The organism is Mammaliicoccus sp. O-M54 (assembly GCF_022386035.1).
GTDB lineage: Bacteria > Bacillota > Bacilli > Staphylococcales > Staphylococcaceae > Mammaliicoccus > Mammaliicoccus sciuri_A.
In genome coordinates, this window is the sequence record NZ_JAJNJE010000001.1 from 370,756 (window position 1) to 388,830 (window position 18,075).

The window sequence follows — 18,075 nt, forward strand, 5'->3', positions numbered from 1 at the left end:
CCTAACTTAAGTAGTGTAAACAGTGTCTTTTAGGGTGTTTTTAGGGATGATATCACTTAAATAATATTGATCAAGCGTACGTAAGTACTCCATTAAAGCATGATTGAGTGCACCTTTTAATCCACAATTTAATGCTATTGGACAAGTGTTTGTTTCCATATTAAAGCATTCTACTAATTCAAAATGATCTTCAGTTTGTCTAACAAGTTTACCTATATTAATGTCACTAGGGGACTGATTGAGGATTATGCCACCATTTCTTCCTCTTATAGATTTTAAGTATCCTAACTTAACAAGTTGATGTACGACTTTAGTTAAATGATTTTTTGATATGCCATAAAAGTTTGAAATCTCTTCTATTTGAGATTGTTTATTTTGTTGGGCTAAATACATGAGGACACGTAAAGAATAATCCGTGTATTGGGTGAGCTTCATAAAGTTCAACCTCCTTATAATATATTAATTATACTTAATATGAAGGTTAAAAAACAATCAATCAATATATGTATTTTTAAAAGAGTGACAACTTTGTAAACTTTTTGCAAACTGTATTGAAAAACATTGTGAAATTATTTACAATTAAACATGTATTTAAAATATATCTTTTAGAGGGGGACTTCTGATGTTATCAGAACAAACTAAAGAAATCGTAAAACAAACAGTACCAGTATTAGAACAATACGGAAATGAAATTACAAAAGTCTTTTATCAAAGAATGTTTGAAGCTCATCCAGAATTATTGAACATATTTAATAAATCTAATCAAAAACAAGGTAAACAACAAACAGCTTTAGCACAAACAGTTTTAGCAGCAGCTAAACATATCGATCATTTAGAAGCAATCGTTCCTAACGTAAATCAAATTGCACATAAACACCGTGCATTACAAGTTAAAGAGGAACATTATCCTATTGTTGGTGAATTCTTATTAAAAGCAATTAAAGAAGTTCTAGGCGATGCAGCTACAGATGATATTATGAATGCTTGGGAAGAAGCATATGGTGAAATCGCAGGCGTATTTATCCAAATGGAAAAAGCAATGTACGAAGCAGCAGCTTGGGACGACTTTAAATCATTTAAAATTACAAATATTGAAGATCAAGGTACTTCAATGAAATCATTCGAAGTTGAACCAGTAGATAACATTAAAATTCCTGAACTTGTTGCAGGTCAATATATCACTGTACGTATTAAACCAACAAACGATGATAATTTAGCATTAAGACATTACTCAATTTACTCTGTAAAAAATGACGGTAAATTAAGATTTGCTGTAAAACGTGAAGGAGAAGGCGAGAAAAAAGGTCTAGTATCTCATGATTTACATGATAAGTATTCAGTTGGAGATACAATTGAACTTTCAGCTCCAGCAGGTGATTTCAAAGTAGAATCAGATAAAGATAAAAAATTATTACTATTATCTTCTGGTGCAGGTGTTACACCAATGCTAGCTATGTTAGAAGATGAGGCATATAAAGGTAGAAATGTTCATTTCGTACATGTAAATGAAGCAGAAAAAGACGTACCATTTAAAGAAGAAGTAGACGCATTAAACGCAATGAATGAAAATGTAGAAGTTACTTATCATTTAAAAGAAAAAGACGGATATTTAACAAGCAATGAATTAAGCAATTGGATTAATGAAGACGTCGACATCTATTTATGTGGTGGTATCACATTTATGGATACAATATTTGATGAGCTAGAAAAATTAAATATTGGCCAAGCAGATGTTCACTTCGAACCATTTGGTCCAAAAATGAGTATTACAAACGTATAATATTAGTATTCGAAACACCATCCCATTATGATCAGCATAGTGGGGTGGTGTTTTTTTATTGTTAGGGACAGAATTCTGAGAAGTGTCCGTAATGGGTGTCGTTAGGGACAGAATTCTGAGAAGTGTCCGTAAGAGGTGTCGTTAGGGACAGAATTCTGAGAAATGTCCGTAATGGGTGTCGTTAGGGACAGAATTCTGAGAAGTGTCCGTAAGAGGTGTCGTTAGGGACAGAATTCTGAGAAATGTCCGTAAGAGGTGCTGTTAGGGACAGAATTTGGAGAAATGTCCGTAAGAATGGCCCGCCTAATTACCACAATTCAGAATAATGGAAGTTAACGGATTCTAATTACCACAATTCGGAATAATGGAAGTTACAGCGTTCTAATTACCAGAATTCAGAATAATGGAAGTTAGCGGATTCTAATTACCAGAATTCAGAATAATGGAAGTTAGCGAGTCCTAATTACCACAATTCAGAATAATGGAAGTTAGCACATTCCATCTACCACAATAAATAAAAGCGGAACCGTCATCGGGTTCCGCTTTTTCTATATTATAATTTTATTCAAGTCCGTTTTTCCATTTTTCAGCTAATAATGTATTGTTCAATACCATAGTGATTGTTAATGGACCGACTCCGCCTGGTACTGGTGTGATTGCACTAGCTACTTCTTTAACAGCTTCGAAATCGACGTCACCTTTTAATTTACCATTCTCATCTGGTGTGTTACCGACATCGATAATAACTGCTCCTGGTTTTACTAAGTCTTTTGTAACGAGGTGTACGCGTCCGACTGCACTTACGATTACGTCTGCTTGTTTTAAGACTTCTTCTGTATTTGTTGATTTTGAATGTAATAAAGTAACAGTTGCATCTTGATCTGTTAATAATTTACTAACTGGTTGACCAACAATATGACTTCTACCGATTACAGCTACGTTTTTTCCTTTTAAGTCAATATCTGCATGTTTGAGAATTTCCATTATACCTAGTGGAGTACATGGGATAAATGTTCTTTCTCCAGTATATAATCTACCAATATTTATAGGATTAAATCCATCTACATCTTTGTCAGGATTGATTGCTTCTAATACTTTTGCTTCAGAAACTTGTTTTGGAAGTGGAACTTGGACTAATATACCACTTACTGAATCGTCATTATTTAATCTATCGAGTTCAGATAATACTTCTTCTTCAGTAGATGATTCATCCATATGTACAATTTCAGAAATCATACCAATCTTTTCAGCTGCTTTTTTCTTAGAATTAACATAACTTTGACTCGCGCCATCATTACCAACGAGTATGACCGTTAATTTAGGTACGATGTTATGTTCTTTTAACTTTTCTACTTCTGCCTGAAGACCTGCTCTGTAAGTCTTCGCTATTTCTCTACCGTCTAATATCTTAGCTACCATGAAAATTGCCTCCTATTAATAATCGAACTATATTGATTGATACAATGAAAATTATGCCCTTAATACGAACATAAATCAAACTTTTTTGTAAAAAATATATAAAATGTTCGTTTTTTTCATTGAAAATAGCATGATCAATTGTTATGCTATATCTGTAATATACACAGAAAAGATTAAATATTTCAACTATTTGAAAGGGTGACCTACATGAAAGTGGCAGTTATAATGGGTAGTTCTTCAGATTGGCCAATCATGAAAGAAGCATGCGATATGCTTGAATATTTTAATATCCAATATGAGAAAAAGGTCGTATCTGCACATCGAACACCATTAGAAATGGTTGACTTTGCTAAAAATGCTACTGATCATAATATAGATATTATTATTGCTGGAGCAGGTGGGGCAGCACATTTACCAGGAATGGTAGCTTCATTAACAACAGTTCCAGTGATTGGTGTACCTATTGAATCAAAAAGCTTAAAAGGTATGGATTCATTGTTGTCGATTGTACAAATGCCTGGTGGGATACCGGTTGCGACAACTGCAATAGGAAAAGCCGGATCTAAAAATGCTGGTATTTTAGCCGCAAGAATGATCGGTATGACAGATGAAAATGTAAGAAAACAACTTGTTAATTATGAAAAAAGTTTAGTCGATAAAGTGGAGGAAATGCAAAATGACTTATTATAACCTAGAATCAGGTGACATGATAGGTATTGTCGGTGGAGGTCAATTAGGTAAAATGATGGCTCAATCTGCTCAAAGAATGGGATTTCAAGTTGCCATTTTAGACCCTGACGAAGATTGCCCTGCAAGATTTGTAGCACACCAATTTATAAACGCTGAATTTTCGGATATAGATGCACTCAATCAGCTTGGTGACATCTCTAAAGTTGTAACTTATGAATTTGAAAATATAGATGCACAACAGTTAGAAAAACTTTCCAATCAATTTAATATTCCTCAAGGGAGCCAAACAGTTGCTTTATTACAAGATCGCTTAACTGAAAAACAAACATTAGAAAGCGCAAATGTTCAAATTGTACCGTTTATGGAAGTTAAGTCAACAGAAGACTTGAATGAAGCTATAGAAACAATTGGCTATCCATTTATTATAAAGACACGCTTTGGTGGATATGACGGTAAAGGTCAGCTTGTCATTCAATCTAAAGAAGATTTAGATGAAGCTAAGAAATTAATTACTGATACACCTTGCGTAGTTGAAAAATATCTCCCTCTATTTAAAGAAGTATCCATAACAGCTACACGTGATATATATGATCATACAGTTTATTTTCCATTACAGGAAAATGAACATAGAAACCAAATTTTATATAAGACAGTTGTTCCAGCTAGAGTAGATTTAGAAGAACAAGCTATTCAAGAAGTTCAAAAAATTATGACGAAGCTACACTTTGTAGGAACGTTTACAGTTGAATTTTTTGTAACGGAAGATCATCAACTTTATGTGAATGAAATTGCACCAAGACCACATAATTCAGGTCATTACTCTATCGAAGCATGTGATTACTCGCAATTTGATACACATATACTTGCAGTTGCAGGATGGCATTTACCGAAAAAGATTACTTTATTACAACCAGCAATCATGATGAATTTGCTAGGACAAGATGTGTTGAATTTACAAGAAGTTTTTAGTGAGCATCCTGAATGGTACGTTCATATTTACGGTAAAAAGGTCAATAAAGTAAATCGTAAAATGGGACATATTACAAAATTATCAACAGATTTAAATAAAGATGAAAACCAATTTAATCAATTATTTGAAGGGCGGAACGATTAATATGTCATTACTTTATGAAGGCAAAGCTAAAAGAGTTTTCAATACGGATAAAGATGGTATTTTGAGAATCGAATATAAGGATGAAGTGACTGCTGGAAATGGTGCTAAAAAAGATAAAATGCTTGGAAAAGGGCGTTTAAACAATTTAATTACATCAAAAATATTTGGAATATTGCGACAAAAAGGCGTTGAGAGCCACTTTGTAGAACAAATTTCTGAAACAGAACAACTTGTTAAAGCTGTAGAAATATTCCCGTTAGAAGTTGTCGTAAGAAATGTTGCAGCAGGCTCAATTTGTAAACGACTAGGTTTTGAAAAGGGACATGAATTTAAAGAACCTTTATTAGAACTATTCTATAAGAAAGATGAGTTGAATGATCCGCTTATCACGGATGATCACGTGTCATTATTGAATATTGCTTCATCAGAAGAATTATCAAACATTAAAAAAGAAGCATTAAAAGTAAATAAAGTATTAAGTGAAATTATGGATGACATGAATTTAATACTCGTAGATTACAAAATCGAATTTGGCATAACATCTGATGGAGAAATCTTATTAGCGGATGAAATTTCTCCAGATACATGCAGAATTTGGGACAAAGAAACAAAAGAAAACTTTGATAAAGATGTATATAGAGAAGATACAGGCTCATTAATTGATACTTATGAAACTTTCTACAAAAAATTGGAGGAACTATAAAATGAAAAAGATTGAATTGCATATTACGTTACAAGGTCAAGTATTAGATACACAAGGACAAGCTTTAAATAGAGCGGTACATGATTTAGGTTATGAACAAGTCAATGATATAAGAGTTGGTAAAGTGATTTACATGACTGTTGACGAAACAGATGAAAATTCAATCAAGAATATCGTTAATACTTTAAGTGAGAAGCTATTTGCCAATACGGTTATCGAAGAATATAGTTTTAAAATCTTAGAAGATAAGGAGAACGCATAATGAAATTAGCTGTATTAGTATTTCCAGGATCTAATTGCGATCGTGATATGTATAATGCTGCTAAACGTTCAGGTGTCGAAGCGGCATATGTAGATTATAGAGAAACTTCTCTTGAAGGTTTTGATGGTGTGTTAATACCTGGAGGCTTCTCATTTGGTGATTATTTAAGATCAGGTGCAATGGCACGCGTAGCACCAATTATTAGTGAAGTAAAAAGACTTGCAAGTGAAGGTAAACCAGTACTTGGCGTATGTAATGGGTTCCAAATCTTAACAGAGGTTGGTTTGTTACCAGGTGCACTGTTACATAACGACAGTCATTTATTTGTAAGTAGAAATGAATCGTTAACAATTGTAAATAACGAAACGAAATTCACACATCAGTATGATAAAGATGAAACTGTCATTTATCCTGTTGCGCATGGTGAAGGTCACTATTATTGTACAGATGAATTATATGAAGAACTTGTGAATCATAATCAAATTATTTTAACTTACAATGATAATCCTAATGGTTCATATAAAGATATAGCTGGTATTACGAATAAAGAAGGAAATGTTTGTGGGATGATGCCTCATCCAGAACGTGCCATGGAAACATTACTTGGTTCAGATAGTGGCGTTAAATTATTTCAATCTATGATCGAAAGTTGGAGGGAACAACATGTCTAAGTTTTTAGAACCTAGTATAGAAGAAATTGAAAAAGAATATTTATATAGAGATATGGGTTTAACGGACGAAGAATATCAAAAAGTCGTAAGCATTTTAGGACGCAAACCGAACTTTACTGAAATAGGTATATTCTCGGTAATGTGGAGTGAACATTGCTCATATAAACATTCTAAACCATTTTTAAAACAATTCCCTACTTCTGGAGAACATGTCTTAATGGGTCCAGGTGAAGGTGCTGGTGTTGTAGATATCGGTGATAACCAAGCAGTCGTGTTTAAAGTAGAATCTCATAACCATCCTTCAGCAATTGAACCTTATCAAGGTGCTGCTACAGGTGTTGGTGGTATTATCCGCGATATCGTATCAATCGGAGCAAGACCTATTTCTTTATTAAATAGTTTAAGATTTGGCGAGTTATCTAATAAGACAAACCGCAGATTGTTTAGTGGAGTCGTAAAAGGTATCGGTGGTTACGGAAACTGTATCGGTATACCGACAGTAGCAGGTGAGATTGAATTTGATGAAAGATATGATGGTAATCCACTTGTTAATGCGATGTGTGTTGGCATTATAGATCATGACAAAATTCAAAAAGGTACTGCTAAAGGTATCGGAAACCCAGTTATCTATGTTGGATTAAAAACAGGTAGAGACGGTATTCACGGTGCAACTTTTGCATCTGAAGAACTAAGTGAAGCATCTGAAAGTAAAAGACCATCAGTACAAATAGGAGATCCGTTTGTAGGTAAAAAATTAATGGAAGCAACATTAGAAGCAATTACTTATCCTGAATTAGTAGGTATTCAAGACATGGGCGCAGCAGGATTAACGTCATCTTCTTCTGAAATGGCAGCTAAAGGTGAAAGTGGTATCCATCTTCATTTAGAGAAAGTACCGACAAGAGAAGAAGGTATCTCACCATATGAAATGATGCTTTCAGAAACACAAGAACGTATGTTATTAGTAGTTGAAAAAGGTACAGAACAAAAATTCTTAGATTTATTTGATCATCATGAATTAGATTCTGCTGTTATAGGTGAAGTTACAGATACAAATAGATTTGTTTTATCTTATGAAGATGAAATATACGCTGATATTCCTGTAGAACCTTTAGCTGATGAAGCACCCGTATATATTCTAGAAGGTGAAGCAAAAGAATTTAAACACAATGATAATCAATATGATGAAATCAATGTAGAAGAAGTATTCCAAAAACTAATTAATCATCCAACAATTGCATCTAAACATTACGCATATGACCAATATGATCAACAAGTTGGTGCCAATACAATTATCAAGCCAGGTATTAGTGCTGGAGTAGTTAGAGTGGAAGGTACAAATAAAGCGATAGCTTCTACTATAGATGGAGAAGCGAGATATGTTTATAACAATCCATATGAAGGTGGAAAAATGGTTGTTGCAGAAGCGTATAGAAATTTAATTTCTGTAGGTGCTAAACCATTAGCAATGACAGATTGCTTAAATTATGGTTCTCCTGAGAAGAAAGATATATACCAACAACTTGCAGATTCTACTAAAGGAATGGCTGAAGCTTGTGAAGCTTTAAATACACCTGTCGTATCAGGGAATGTTTCTTTATACAATGAAACAAAAGGGACGTCAATTTTCCCTACACCTGTAGTCGGTATGGTTGGTTTAATTGAAGATGTGACGTATTTAAATGATTATCAACCAAAAGTAAATGATCGTGTATTCATAGTCGGAGAAACAAAAGATGACTTTGGTGGTAGTCAGATTGAAAAGTTATTATTTAAAGAAGTTAATCATGAACCAAGTTCAATTGATTTATCAGCAGAAATAAAACGTGGAGAACAAATTAAAAATGCTATACGTTCAGGCAAAATTTCACATACGCAAGCTGTTGGTAAAGGTGGTCTTGCTATTGGACTTGCAAAAATAGCTACACACTTTAACTTAGGATTAGATGTGACGTTACCAGTAACAAATGCTCAATTATTTAGTGAAACTCAAGGTAGATATATTGTCATCGTTAAAGAAGGACAATCTATAGATATTGACGATGCCGTTGAAATAGGTCGCGTTACTGATAATGCTCAATTTACGATTAAAAATGATGCTGCTCAAATTAAATACAATGTATCTGATTTGAATGAGCAATTGAAAGGGGCAATAGCTCAATGCATGAAATCAAGAGTTTAAATGAAGAATGCGGCGTATTTGGTATATGGAATCATCCAGAATCTGCACAACTCACATACATGGGGCTTCATAGTTTACAACATAGAGGTCAAGAAGGTGCAGGAATTGTAACTTCAAACGGTTTCGAGTTAAAAGGTGAAAGAGGATTAGGTTTATTATCTGATGCGATTACGGATGTACAATTAGAAGGTTTTAAAGGGAATCAACATGCGATAGGTCATGTAAGATATGCAACTTCTGGTAATAAAGGAATTGAAAATATTCAACCTTTTTTATATCACTTTTATGATATGAGTGTTGGTGTTTGTCACAATGGTAACTTAGTCAATGCACAAAGCTTAAGAAAAGAATTAGAACAAGAAGGCGCAATTTTCCATTCTTCTTCTGATACTGAAGTGATTATGCATCTTATAAGAAGAAGTAAAGCGCCTACTTTCGAAGAAGCATTGAAGGAAAGTTTGAATACAGTTAAAGGTGGATTCACATTTGCTTTATTAACAAAAGATGCACTATATGGCGCTGTTGACCCAAATGCAATAAGACCTTTAGCTGTTGGGAGAATGAAGACGGGTGCTTATATCATTGCTAGTGAGACATGTGCAATTGATGTACTCGGCGCAGAATTTGTGAGAGATATTCATGCAGGTGAGTATATCGTTATAAATGATGATGGTATAAGAGTTGAATCATACACAACGGAAACAACGACTGCAATTTCAGCGATGGAGTATATTTACTTTGCAAGACCCGATTCTACAATTGCAGGTAAGAATGTTCATGCAGTTCGTAAAGCATCTGGAAAAAAACTAGCTCAAGAAAGTCCAGCTTTAAATGCTGATATGGTAATCGGCGTACCAAACTCTTCACTTTCAGCAGCATCTGGTTATGCAGAAGAGAGTCATTTACCTTATGAAATGGGTCTTGTAAAAAATCAATATGTTGCTCGAACATTTATCCAACCGACACAAGAATTACGAGAACAAGGTGTACGTGTGAAATTATCAGCTGTAAAAGATATCGTACATGGTAAAAATATTGTGCTTGTTGATGATTCTATTGTGAGAGGGACAACAAGTAAACGTATCGTCAGAATGTTAAAAGACGCTGGAGCAAATGAAGTGCACGTACGTATCGCATCACCAGAATTCATGTTTCCAAGTTTCTATGGTATCGATGTGTCGACATCTGCTGAACTGATTTCTGCACATAAATCACCTGAAGAAATTAGAGATTATATCGGTGCAGATTCACTTGCATATTTATCAGTTGATGGCTTAATACGATCAATAGGGTTAGATAAAGACGTACCTTATCACGGATTATGTGTAGAAAGCTTTACTGGTGACTATCCAGCAGGTCTTTATGACTATGAAGAAAGATATTATCAAAACTTAAGTCCACGTCAAAAATCTTATTTAGCTAGTAATAAACAATACTTTGATAAAGAGGGTAATCTTAATGTCGAAAGCATATAAAGCATCTGGTGTAGATATTGAAGCTGGTTATGAAGCGGTCAATAGAATGAAGTCACATGTTCAAAGCACAATGAGAAAGGAAGTTCTAGGCGGTTTAGGTGGCTTTGGTGCTGCATTTGATCTGTCACAATTAAATATGAAGAAACCAGTACTTGTTTCTGGAACAGACGGTGTTGGTACAAAGCTTAAACTCGCAATTGATTATAACAAACATGACACAATCGGTATCGATGCAGTTGCGATGTGTGTGAATGATATTTTAACGACTGGCGCAGAACCTTTGTATTTCCTTGATTATATTGCGACGAATAAAGTAAATCCTGAGACAATTGAAGCGATTGTTTCAGGTGTATCTGTCGGTTGTAAAGAAACGAATTGTGCATTAATTGGCGGAGAAACTGCTGAAATGGGCGAAATGTACCATGAAGGAGAATATGATATTGCTGGATTTTGTGTTGGTGCTGTTGAAAAAGATGACTATATTGACGGCAGTGAAGTTAATGAAGGTGACGTCATAATTGGTATTACATCAAGCGGTATTCATTCAAACGGCTACAGTTTAGTTAGAAATTTAATTAAAGAAAGTCAAATTAACTTAAATGATGCATTTGATGAAGAAAGAACGTATTTAGAAACATTTCTTGAACCAACAAAACTATATGTTAAACCTGTTCTTGCCGTATTAGATAAAGTAAAAGTTAAAGGTATGTCTCATATTACTGGTGGAGGATTTATTGAAAATATTCCAAGAGCGATTCCAGAAAATAAAGATGCACATATCGATGTTCAATCTTATGAAGTACCAAAAATATTCCATTGGTTAAAAGAGCAAGGAAAGATTGAAGCAGAGGAAATGTATAATGTGTTTAATATGGGCATTGGCTTTGTACTTATCGTTAATAAAGAAGATGCTCAAGAAACATTAGATATTTTGAAAGCAAAAAATGAAGAAGCATATGTAATAGGTGAAATTTCAAACGGAACAGGTCAGGTCAAATTGACGGGGGTTCAATCATGATTAATATAGCAGTATTTGCATCAGGAAATGGATCGAATTTTGAGAAAATAATGGAAAATATCGAAGCAGGTTATTTAGACCATATAGAAGTAACAGCATTGTATACAGATAACCCTAATGCCTTTTGTATAGAAAGAGCAAGAAGATTTAATTTACCTGTTTATATCATAGATCCAAGAACTTACGATAGTAAAAAAGAATATGAAGAAGCTCTACTCACGAGATTATCTCAAGATCGTGTAAGTTGGGTTATTCTCGCAGGATATATGAAAATTGTTGGTCCTACATTATTAAAACAATATGAAGGTAAAATGTTGAATATACATCCATCTATATTACCAAGTTTTCCTGGTAAGGACGCTGTAGGGCAAGCATTAGATTACGGCGTACGTGTTACAGGAGCGACAGTTCATTACGTTGATAGTGGTATGGATACTGGCGAAATTATAGACCAATTAAGCTGTAAAGTATATCCAGATGATACGAGAGAAACATTACAATTAAGAATACAGAACTTAGAATACGAATTATATCCCCGTGTTATGAAAGAAATTATTCAATAAAGGAGTCTTTACAAAATGAAGAATGCAATATTAAGTGTGTCAGACAAAACAAATATAGAAGATTTCGCAAGCAAATTAATAGAAAATGATTATAAAATCTTTTCAACTGGTGGTACTAAAAAGGCACTTGAAAATGCTGGGATTGAAGTATATTCAGTTTCAGAATTAACAAACTTTCCAGAAATAATGGATGGAAGAGTCAAAACTTTACATCCAGGTGTACATGGAGGGATTCTTGCAAATCGTTCTATTCCTGAACATTTAACAGCATTAAAAGAACAAGACATCGACTTAATTGACTTAGTAGTCGTAAATTTATATCCATTTAAAGAGACTGTTAAGAAAGAAGATGTAACAGAAGATGAAGCAATTGAAAACATCGATATCGGTGGACCAACTATGTTACGAGCAGCAGCTAAGAACTTCAAATTTGTTACAACAGTCGTAGATCCTTCTGATTATAATGAAGTTATTGAACGTATTGCTTCTGACAAATTAGATGAAAATTATCGTAAATCACTAATGGTAAAAGTATTTAAACATACAAATGATTATGATAATGCGATTGTTGAATTCTTTGGAAATACATCAGAAACATTAAGATATGGAGAAAACCCTCAACAAAATGCTACTTTTGTAAAGACTTCTAACGAGCCGAATACATTAGCTGGCGCTAAACAATTACATGGTAAAGCTTTAAGCTTTAATAACATTAAAGATGCCGATGCAACGTTATCACTTATTAAAAAGTTTGAACAACCTGCAGCTGTTGCAGTAAAACATATGAACCCATGTGGAGTTGGTGTAGGCGCAACTATTGAAGAAGCATACGAATATGCATATGAAGCGGATTCTCAATCTATATTTGGTGGTATTGTCGCTTTAAATAGACCTGTTACAAAAGAATTAGCGGAGAAATTACATTCTATTTTCTTGGAAGTCATTATTGCACCAAGCTATGAAGCCGATGCGTTGGAAGTCTTAACAGCGAAGAAGAATATTAGATTACTAGAAATTGATATGACAGAAACGCAAGATGAACAAGAATTTGTATCAGTTTCAGGTGGATACTTAGTTCAAGATAAAGATAATGCAACATTAACGCGCGAAGAAATGAAAGTCGTTACAGATGTTGAACCAACTGAAGCACAATGGAAAGCTTTAGAACTAGGATGGAAAGTTGTCCGCTCAGTTAAAAGTAATGCCATTGTACTAGCGAACGATCACCAAACTGTTGGTGTTGGTGCTGGACAAATGAATAGAGTTGGTTCTGCAAAAATAGCAATTGAACGTGCTATTGAAATGAATGAAAATGTAGCCTTAGCTTCAGATGGATTTTTCCCAATGGGTGACACTGTAGAAACAGCTGCTAAAGCAGGTATTAAAACAATTATCCAACCAGGTGGATCTATTAAAGATCAAGATTCAATAGATATGGCAAATAAATATGGCATCAGTATGGTATTTACTGGTATGAGACACTTTAAACATTAGGAGGTCAATATGAAAGTACTTGTTATAGGATCAGGTGGAAGAGAACATGCGTTAGCTCAAAAATGTCAATCGTCTAAATTAGTAAATGAAGTCTTTGTCATTCCGGGTAATGATGCAATGGAAGAAGTTGCGACAATTGTATCGGATGTTCAAGAAAATGACCATTTAGCTATAAAATCTTTTGTAGAACAAAACAATATTGAATGGGTAATAATAGGACCGGAACAACCTTTAATAGATGGTTTAACAGATGCATTAGAGGAAACAAATGCTAAAGTCTTCGGACCAAATAAAGAAGCTGCACAATTAGAAGGTTCTAAAGAATTTGCGAAAAAAATTATGGAAAAGTATGATATTCCAACTGCAGAATATAAGACAATCACAACAAAAGAAGAAGCAATCAATTATGTTGAGCAATGTAAAATACCTATTGTACTTAAAAAAGATGGACTTGCAGCTGGAAAAGGTGTAATCGTTGCTTTAACACGTGAAGAAGCAAGAGAAGGCGTAGAAACTTTATATCAAACACCTCATGAGAAAGTCGTATTCGAAGAGTTTCTTGATGGAGAAGAATATTCAGTTATGACATTTGTAAATCAATCATATGCAGTTCCATTTGATTGTATCGCCCAAGATCATAAACGTGCATTCGATGGTGATAAAGGGCCGAATACTGGTGGTATGGGTGCATACTGTCCAGTACCTCATATTACGGACGATGTATTGGAAGAAACGAATCAAAAAATCGCACAACCTATTGCGGATGCTTTAGTGAGTGAAGGCATTAACTATTTTGGTTTGATTTATATTGGCGCAATTTTAACAAAAGAAGGACCAAAAGTAATTGAATTTAATGCAAGATTCGGTGATCCAGAGGCGCAAGTATTATTGACTAAATTAGATTCTGATTTTATTGAAATATTAAACAAGGTGTACCATAAAGAACCTTTAACATTAGAATGGAAAGATGAAAGCGTTGTTGGTGTCGTATTAGCATCTAAAGGATATCCAGGTAGCTATGATAAAGGATATTCAGTTGAAGGTTTAGAGCATGTAGATCAATATTTTGTGAGTGCTTTGAAGAAAAATTCAGAAGGCAAGTATGAAAATAATGGTGGACGTGTCATGATCGTTATCGGTACAGGTGACAATATTGAAGCGGCTCAAAAAAATGCATATGAACAAGTCAAACATATTAAAAGTGAACGACTATTCTATAGAAATGATATTGGACATAAAGCATTAAAAGCATATAAATCATAAATTAAAGGCTGAGACAACAAAGTTTGTCTCAGCCTTTTCATTGCGCTATATTTCATTCTTTTAGGGAAAGGTATGGTCAAATATAACGCAATGTTATCGAATATCTGAAATGTTTGTTATAGGTAAATAAATATTTAATAAATATGCGATAGCAACAAGTGCAATCGTCAATAAGATGAAATATAAATCTTTTTTAGTGAAAGGTACTTTATAATAGAACGTTCTTTTGCCGTTTGTGAATCCTTTTGCTTCCATCGCAACAGCTAACCTATGAGACTTTCTTATACTTTGACTTAGCGTTGGAATGAGTAAATGGTGAATCCATTTTAAGCCTTTACGATTACTTTTATCTATAACTGCATATCGCATCTTTAAAGCTTGTCTTAACTGCATAAAAGAACTAAACATAAGCGGTATCATGCGTATAGAAGCCATGAAAGCATATGCGATTTTAGGTTTTACTTTTAAATGTTGCATGAAACTATAAAACACATAAATGATTTGCGAAGTAAATGGTATAACCATGCCGTAAAATGAAATGACTAGTGTACGCATGGTTACGTGAATACCTCTCAAAAAGCTTTCTTCAGTAATATGAATAATACCAAACTTGAAAATTGTTTCATTTCCTTCACCATAAAAAATCATAAATAGGGAAGAAGTGAGTCCGAAAAATAAAGTGATAGCAATGACGATTAATAGTGGTAACCATCTCACGCCACTCATGATGATTAGATAAAGGAACATAATAATTGTTAAATAAAGCATGAAATCAAATTGATGAATAAATATCGCATAGAAAAATAGAGTGATACCTAATATAAGTTTCGTTAGAATATTCACATCATCAATAAAAGTACGGTATTTCTTCCAATTAGTTAACATGAGATTCACCACCGCTTACATGTAATTGCTCGTCTTTGATCGTCAATCTTCTAGTAGCATAACGATTAATAATCTCATTTTCGTGCGTAATCATTAAGATAGTTTGACCATGTTGAACGCGTTCATGAAATAATTTGATGAGTTCAAAGGTATTGTGACTGTCTAAACCAAATGTTGGCTCATCAAGTAAAATAATTTCAGAATTTGTACTTAATGCAGTTGCGACACTTAATCTTTTTTTCTGTCCTATTGATAATTCGAAAGGGTGTTGGTCTTTCACATGATTGAGTTTTAATAACGTCAACATGTCTTGGGTCTTGTCATGAGCTGTTTGTTTATCTTGATATGCATAATTGATAAATATTTCATTGTATACGGATGTTTCTATGAATTGTAATTCTGGATTTTGATATACGAAATACATATGTTGAGAAGCATCTTTTACTTTTTTGATCTGTTTATTTTTGTAAAATATTTGGCCATTATATTTAATGAGCTGCATCATCGTTTCTAAAAATGTTGTCTTACCTGTTCCATTTGGTCCAGTTATTGTAAGCCATTCGCCACTTGAAATCGTTAATTCATCTATACTAAATAGTTTTTTGGAGCCACGCAGTACATCTAATTGCTCTATATTTAACAACGGATTGTGCTCAGCAGTCTGGTTAGACAATTTTGGGGCATATTGCCATGATTTAGGGTGCCAAACACCGTATTCATTTAAAATGTCTGTATGATGATCTAATATATCTTGAGGTGTACTATCATGTGTGATTTCACCATTTTCATTCATTACAATAACTCTATCAACATAATTCCAAATATAATCAACTTTATGTTCTACGATTACAACAGTTTGATTATCCCAATGCTCCATAATCAAATCCCATAGTTGTGTCGTTGATTGATGATCAAGCATTGCTGTCGGTTCATCAAGAAATAACGTATTTGTATCTTGTAATAATATAGAAGCAATCGCTAATTTTTGTTTCATACCACCACTTAAACGATTGATTTTAAGTGAAGGGTCAGCATTTAAATTTACCTGTTTCATGGCATTTTTTATAAATCCGTCCATTTTATCAGGTTCGATGTTCATATTCTCAAGCACAAATGCTAATTCTTCTTTAATCTCAGGCATACAAAATTGCGTATCTGGGTCTTGGAAAATAACACCCGGAAGAGAATCGATATCGATTGAATCTACTTTCATCGGTATGTCCATCGATCTCGGTATAATACCGCTTAATACATTTAATAATGTACTTTTACCAGATCCACTTGGACCTAGTAACAGTACTTTTTCTTTATCATTAATATTGATGTTTAAATTTTTAAATATAATGCGTTCATCATCAGGATACTTTAGTCTTAAATTTTTTAGTGATAACAATTGAATAACTCCTATAATAAGTCATAATCTTTTTTAGATGCTGGTCTGAACAATTTCGTAACACCAGTTTGGTCGAGTGCTTTTACAATTGCATAGCCTAATGCACCAGCAACGATTGCACCACTTAAAATTCTAATCGTAAACATTAAAATAACATTCCATAAAGCAACGTCACCTAAGTAATTATAGAACCAATCAATTGGTAACGTAATAATACCTGCAGCCATACCAGCTATAACAGCAACTGATAATTTTCTAGATTGATATCGAACTGCTAAGAAGATGATTTCACAAGCTAAACCTTGTAATAATGCGTATACAAATGTTGGAATATCAAATTGTCCCATTACAATCGTTTCGCCAGCACCGGCAGCAAATTCAGCAAGAATTGCAACACCAGGCTTTTGAATAATTAAATAAGTGACAATCGCTGCAATAAACCATACACCGTATACAGATTGTTCTAAGTGTAGACCGAGTGGTTTTAAAATTTCATAAGGTATCCATAAGAACTTATAAATGATTGCAAACAAAGCACCAATTAATACAGTTACTAAAATATCTGATAACGTTAATCTTTTTGACATGTTAAATTCTCCTTTTAAATAAAAAAATGTGCACTCCTATATCTAAATAGAAGCGCACAAAAATATTGTTATCATTTAAAAATGAATATTATATGATTTACGAACACTTTCCTACGCTAGTATCATCTAGATCAGGTACAAAGGGTTCAGACCTTTTCATGTCTGTCTCAGTTTCAAAACACCCCTAGTGCATTTATTAATTTGTTATCCATACGATAAGTCTTATTAATCTATTTGTCAATAGTAAATCATAAAAATGAAATTAATTTCTTAAATAAATGATTTATAAGTTATTAAAATAAATTCGAAATAAAATCAGGAGCGAAATCGCAATATATCTAAATTTGCGATTTCGCTCCCGAATAGGTAATGAAATTCATTTATTCAAATGTGTCTTGTATATTTTCTTTTGTTTCATCCTGACCTTTGTTGTTGTCTTGCTTATTTTCTTGTTCTTTCTTTTTAGCTTTTTCTGCTTCTTCTTTATGCTTTTCATTATGAGTCATAATAACACTCCTTTAAAATGTATGATATTATTATATACCCAACTACATATAAGTATTAAACTTCTTGCTA

18 protein-coding genes and 1 riboswitch are annotated in these 18,075 nt (G+C 33.5%); of the genes, 12 read left to right on the plus strand and 6 right to left on the minus strand.

Annotation, left to right across the window (positions count from 1 at the left end; all coding sequences use genetic code 11):
* Positions 1-6: 6 nt before the first annotated feature.
* Positions 7-435, minus strand: coding sequence for an RrF2 family transcriptional regulator (locus LQ673_RS01910; protein ID WP_037587372.1), 429 nt, complete (start codon positions 433-435; stop codon positions 7-9).
* Between the two features lie 187 nt (positions 436-622).
* On the opposite strand from LQ673_RS01910, the gene LQ673_RS01915 reads away from it, so the two are divergent.
* A complete protein-coding gene (locus LQ673_RS01915) occupies positions 623-1,780 on the plus strand; it encodes a globin domain-containing protein (RefSeq protein WP_126476990.1) in 1,158 nt (385 codons plus the stop codon).
* A gap of 561 nt (positions 1,781-2,341) precedes the next feature.
* Here LQ673_RS01915 and folD read toward each other — a convergent pair.
* Positions 2,342-3,199, minus strand: a complete 858-nt coding sequence (gene folD / locus LQ673_RS01920; protein WP_037587375.1) for a bifunctional methylenetetrahydrofolate dehydrogenase/methenyltetrahydrofolate cyclohydrolase FolD — start codon at positions 3,197-3,199, stop codon at positions 2,342-2,344.
* Positions 3,200-3,406: 207 nt separating this feature from the next.
* On the opposite strand from folD, the gene purE reads away from it, so the two are divergent.
* From purE to purD, 11 genes are read left to right on the plus strand one after another with little or no spacing between them, the layout of a single operon-like run.
* A complete protein-coding gene (purE, locus tag LQ673_RS01925) occupies positions 3,407-3,889 on the plus strand; it encodes a 5-(carboxyamino)imidazole ribonucleotide mutase (RefSeq protein ID WP_025905207.1) in 483 nt (160 codons plus the stop codon).
* Complete coding sequence (gene purK / locus LQ673_RS01930) at positions 3,876-5,003, plus strand: 5-(carboxyamino)imidazole ribonucleotide synthase (protein WP_191836192.1); 1,128 nt, start codon at positions 3,876-3,878, stop codon at positions 5,001-5,003. The genes purE and purK overlap by 14 nt, the downstream gene beginning before the upstream one ends.
* 1 nt (position 5,004) lies before the next feature.
* On the plus strand, positions 5,005-5,706 hold the full coding sequence (purC, locus tag LQ673_RS01935) for a phosphoribosylaminoimidazolesuccinocarboxamide synthase (RefSeq protein ID WP_191836193.1): 702 nt from the start codon (positions 5,005-5,007) through the stop codon (positions 5,704-5,706).
* Between the two features lies 1 nt (position 5,707).
* Positions 5,708-5,968, plus strand: a complete 261-nt coding sequence (purS, locus tag LQ673_RS01940) for a phosphoribosylformylglycinamidine synthase subunit PurS (protein ID WP_025905204.1) — start codon at positions 5,708-5,710, stop codon at positions 5,966-5,968.
* The gene (purQ, locus tag LQ673_RS01945) at positions 5,968-6,639 is read left to right on the plus strand and encodes a phosphoribosylformylglycinamidine synthase subunit PurQ (RefSeq protein ID WP_025905203.1); all 672 of its coding nucleotides are present in this window, start codon (positions 5,968-5,970) and stop codon (positions 6,637-6,639) included. The genes purS and purQ overlap by 1 nt, the downstream gene beginning before the upstream one ends.
* The gene (gene purL / locus LQ673_RS01950; protein WP_126476984.1) at positions 6,632-8,821 is read left to right on the plus strand and encodes a phosphoribosylformylglycinamidine synthase subunit PurL; all 2,190 of its coding nucleotides are present in this window, start codon (positions 6,632-6,634) and stop codon (positions 8,819-8,821) included. The genes purQ and purL overlap by 8 nt, the downstream gene beginning before the upstream one ends.
* On the plus strand, positions 8,800-10,296 hold the full coding sequence (purF, locus tag LQ673_RS01955) for an amidophosphoribosyltransferase (RefSeq protein WP_126476982.1): 1,497 nt from the start codon (positions 8,800-8,802) through the stop codon (positions 10,294-10,296). The genes purL and purF overlap by 22 nt, the downstream gene beginning before the upstream one ends.
* A complete protein-coding gene (gene purM / locus LQ673_RS01960; RefSeq protein WP_126476981.1) occupies positions 10,280-11,314 on the plus strand; it encodes a phosphoribosylformylglycinamidine cyclo-ligase in 1,035 nt (344 codons plus the stop codon). Before purF ends, purM begins: the two co-directional genes overlap by 17 nt.
* Positions 11,311-11,877 carry a phosphoribosylglycinamide formyltransferase gene (purN, locus tag LQ673_RS01965; RefSeq protein WP_126476979.1) on the plus strand — a complete coding sequence of 189 codons (567 nt, stop codon included), beginning with the start codon at positions 11,311-11,313 and terminating at the stop codon, positions 11,875-11,877. The genes purM and purN overlap by 4 nt, the downstream gene beginning before the upstream one ends.
* A 15-nt stretch (positions 11,878-11,892) precedes the next feature.
* The gene (purH, locus tag LQ673_RS01970) at positions 11,893-13,371 is read left to right on the plus strand and encodes a bifunctional phosphoribosylaminoimidazolecarboxamide formyltransferase/IMP cyclohydrolase (RefSeq protein ID WP_126476977.1); all 1,479 of its coding nucleotides are present in this window, start codon (positions 11,893-11,895) and stop codon (positions 13,369-13,371) included.
* 9 nt (positions 13,372-13,380) lie between these two features.
* The gene (gene purD / locus LQ673_RS01975) at positions 13,381-14,634 is read left to right on the plus strand and encodes a phosphoribosylamine--glycine ligase (RefSeq protein WP_126476976.1); all 1,254 of its coding nucleotides are present in this window, start codon (positions 13,381-13,383) and stop codon (positions 14,632-14,634) included.
* 93 nt (positions 14,635-14,727) lie between these two features.
* Here purD and LQ673_RS01980 read toward each other — a convergent pair whose 3' ends face one another.
* From LQ673_RS01980 to LQ673_RS14775, 4 genes are all read right to left on the minus strand, one after another.
* Positions 14,728-15,519: an energy-coupling factor transporter transmembrane component T family protein gene (locus LQ673_RS01980; RefSeq protein ID WP_126476974.1), complete on the minus strand. Its 792-nt coding sequence runs from the start codon at positions 15,517-15,519 to the stop codon at positions 14,728-14,730.
* Entirely contained in the window at positions 15,509-16,912 is a 1,404-nt protein-coding gene (locus LQ673_RS01985) for an ABC transporter ATP-binding protein (RefSeq protein ID WP_126476972.1), read from the minus strand. Before LQ673_RS01985 ends, LQ673_RS01980 begins: the two co-directional genes overlap by 11 nt.
* Before the next feature lie 11 nt (positions 16,913-16,923).
* A complete protein-coding gene (locus tag LQ673_RS01990) occupies positions 16,924-17,499 on the minus strand; it encodes an ECF transporter S component (RefSeq protein WP_025905194.1) in 576 nt (191 codons plus the stop codon).
* Between the two features lie 91 nt (positions 17,500-17,590).
* A riboswitch (TPP riboswitch) is annotated at positions 17,591-17,695 on the minus strand.
* Positions 17,696-17,879: 184 nt separating this feature from the next.
* The gene (locus LQ673_RS14775) at positions 17,880-18,005 is read right to left on the minus strand and encodes a hypothetical protein (RefSeq protein WP_257213171.1); all 126 of its coding nucleotides are present in this window, start codon (positions 18,003-18,005) and stop codon (positions 17,880-17,882) included.
* Positions 18,006-18,075 lie beyond the last annotated feature (70 nt).

What these genes read in the sequence shown, in the direction of transcription:
- LQ673_RS01980 (WP_126476974.1), bottom strand. Translation starts at nt 15,519, where the DNA reads ATGTTAACTAATTGGAAGAAATACCGTACTTTTATTGATGATGTGAAT.
- folD (WP_037587375.1), bottom strand. Translation starts at nt 3,199, where the DNA reads ATGGTAGCTAAGATATTAGACGGTAGAGAAATAGCGAAGACTTACAGA.
- LQ673_RS01990 (WP_025905194.1), bottom strand. Translation starts at nt 17,499, where the DNA reads ATGTCAAAAAGATTAACGTTATCAGATATTTTAGTAACTGTATTAATT.
- purH (WP_126476977.1), top strand. Translation starts at nt 11,893, where the DNA reads ATGAAGAATGCAATATTAAGTGTGTCAGACAAAACAAATATAGAAGAT.
- purD (WP_126476976.1), top strand. Translation starts at nt 13,381, where the DNA reads ATGAAAGTACTTGTTATAGGATCAGGTGGAAGAGAACATGCGTTAGCT.
- purC (WP_191836193.1), top strand. Translation starts at nt 5,005, where the DNA reads ATGTCATTACTTTATGAAGGCAAAGCTAAAAGAGTTTTCAATACGGAT.
- purL (WP_126476984.1), top strand. Translation starts at nt 6,632, where the DNA reads ATGTCTAAGTTTTTAGAACCTAGTATAGAAGAAATTGAAAAAGAATAT.
- purS (WP_025905204.1), top strand. Translation starts at nt 5,708, where the DNA reads ATGAAAAAGATTGAATTGCATATTACGTTACAAGGTCAAGTATTAGAT.
- LQ673_RS14775 (WP_257213171.1), bottom strand. Translation starts at nt 18,005, where the DNA reads ATGACTCATAATGAAAAGCATAAAGAAGAAGCAGAAAAAGCTAAAAAG.
- purM (WP_126476981.1), top strand. Translation starts at nt 10,280, where the DNA reads ATGTCGAAAGCATATAAAGCATCTGGTGTAGATATTGAAGCTGGTTAT.
- purE (WP_025905207.1), top strand. Translation starts at nt 3,407, where the DNA reads ATGAAAGTGGCAGTTATAATGGGTAGTTCTTCAGATTGGCCAATCATG.
- purN (WP_126476979.1), top strand. Translation starts at nt 11,311, where the DNA reads ATGATTAATATAGCAGTATTTGCATCAGGAAATGGATCGAATTTTGAG.
- LQ673_RS01915 (WP_126476990.1), top strand. Translation starts at nt 623, where the DNA reads ATGTTATCAGAACAAACTAAAGAAATCGTAAAACAAACAGTACCAGTA.
- purF (WP_126476982.1), top strand. Translation starts at nt 8,800, where the DNA reads ATGCATGAAATCAAGAGTTTAAATGAAGAATGCGGCGTATTTGGTATA.
- purQ (WP_025905203.1), top strand. Translation starts at nt 5,968, where the DNA reads ATGAAATTAGCTGTATTAGTATTTCCAGGATCTAATTGCGATCGTGAT.
- LQ673_RS01910 (WP_037587372.1), bottom strand. Translation starts at nt 435, where the DNA reads ATGAAGCTCACCCAATACACGGATTATTCTTTACGTGTCCTCATGTAT.
- purK (WP_191836192.1), top strand. Translation starts at nt 3,876, where the DNA reads ATGACTTATTATAACCTAGAATCAGGTGACATGATAGGTATTGTCGGT.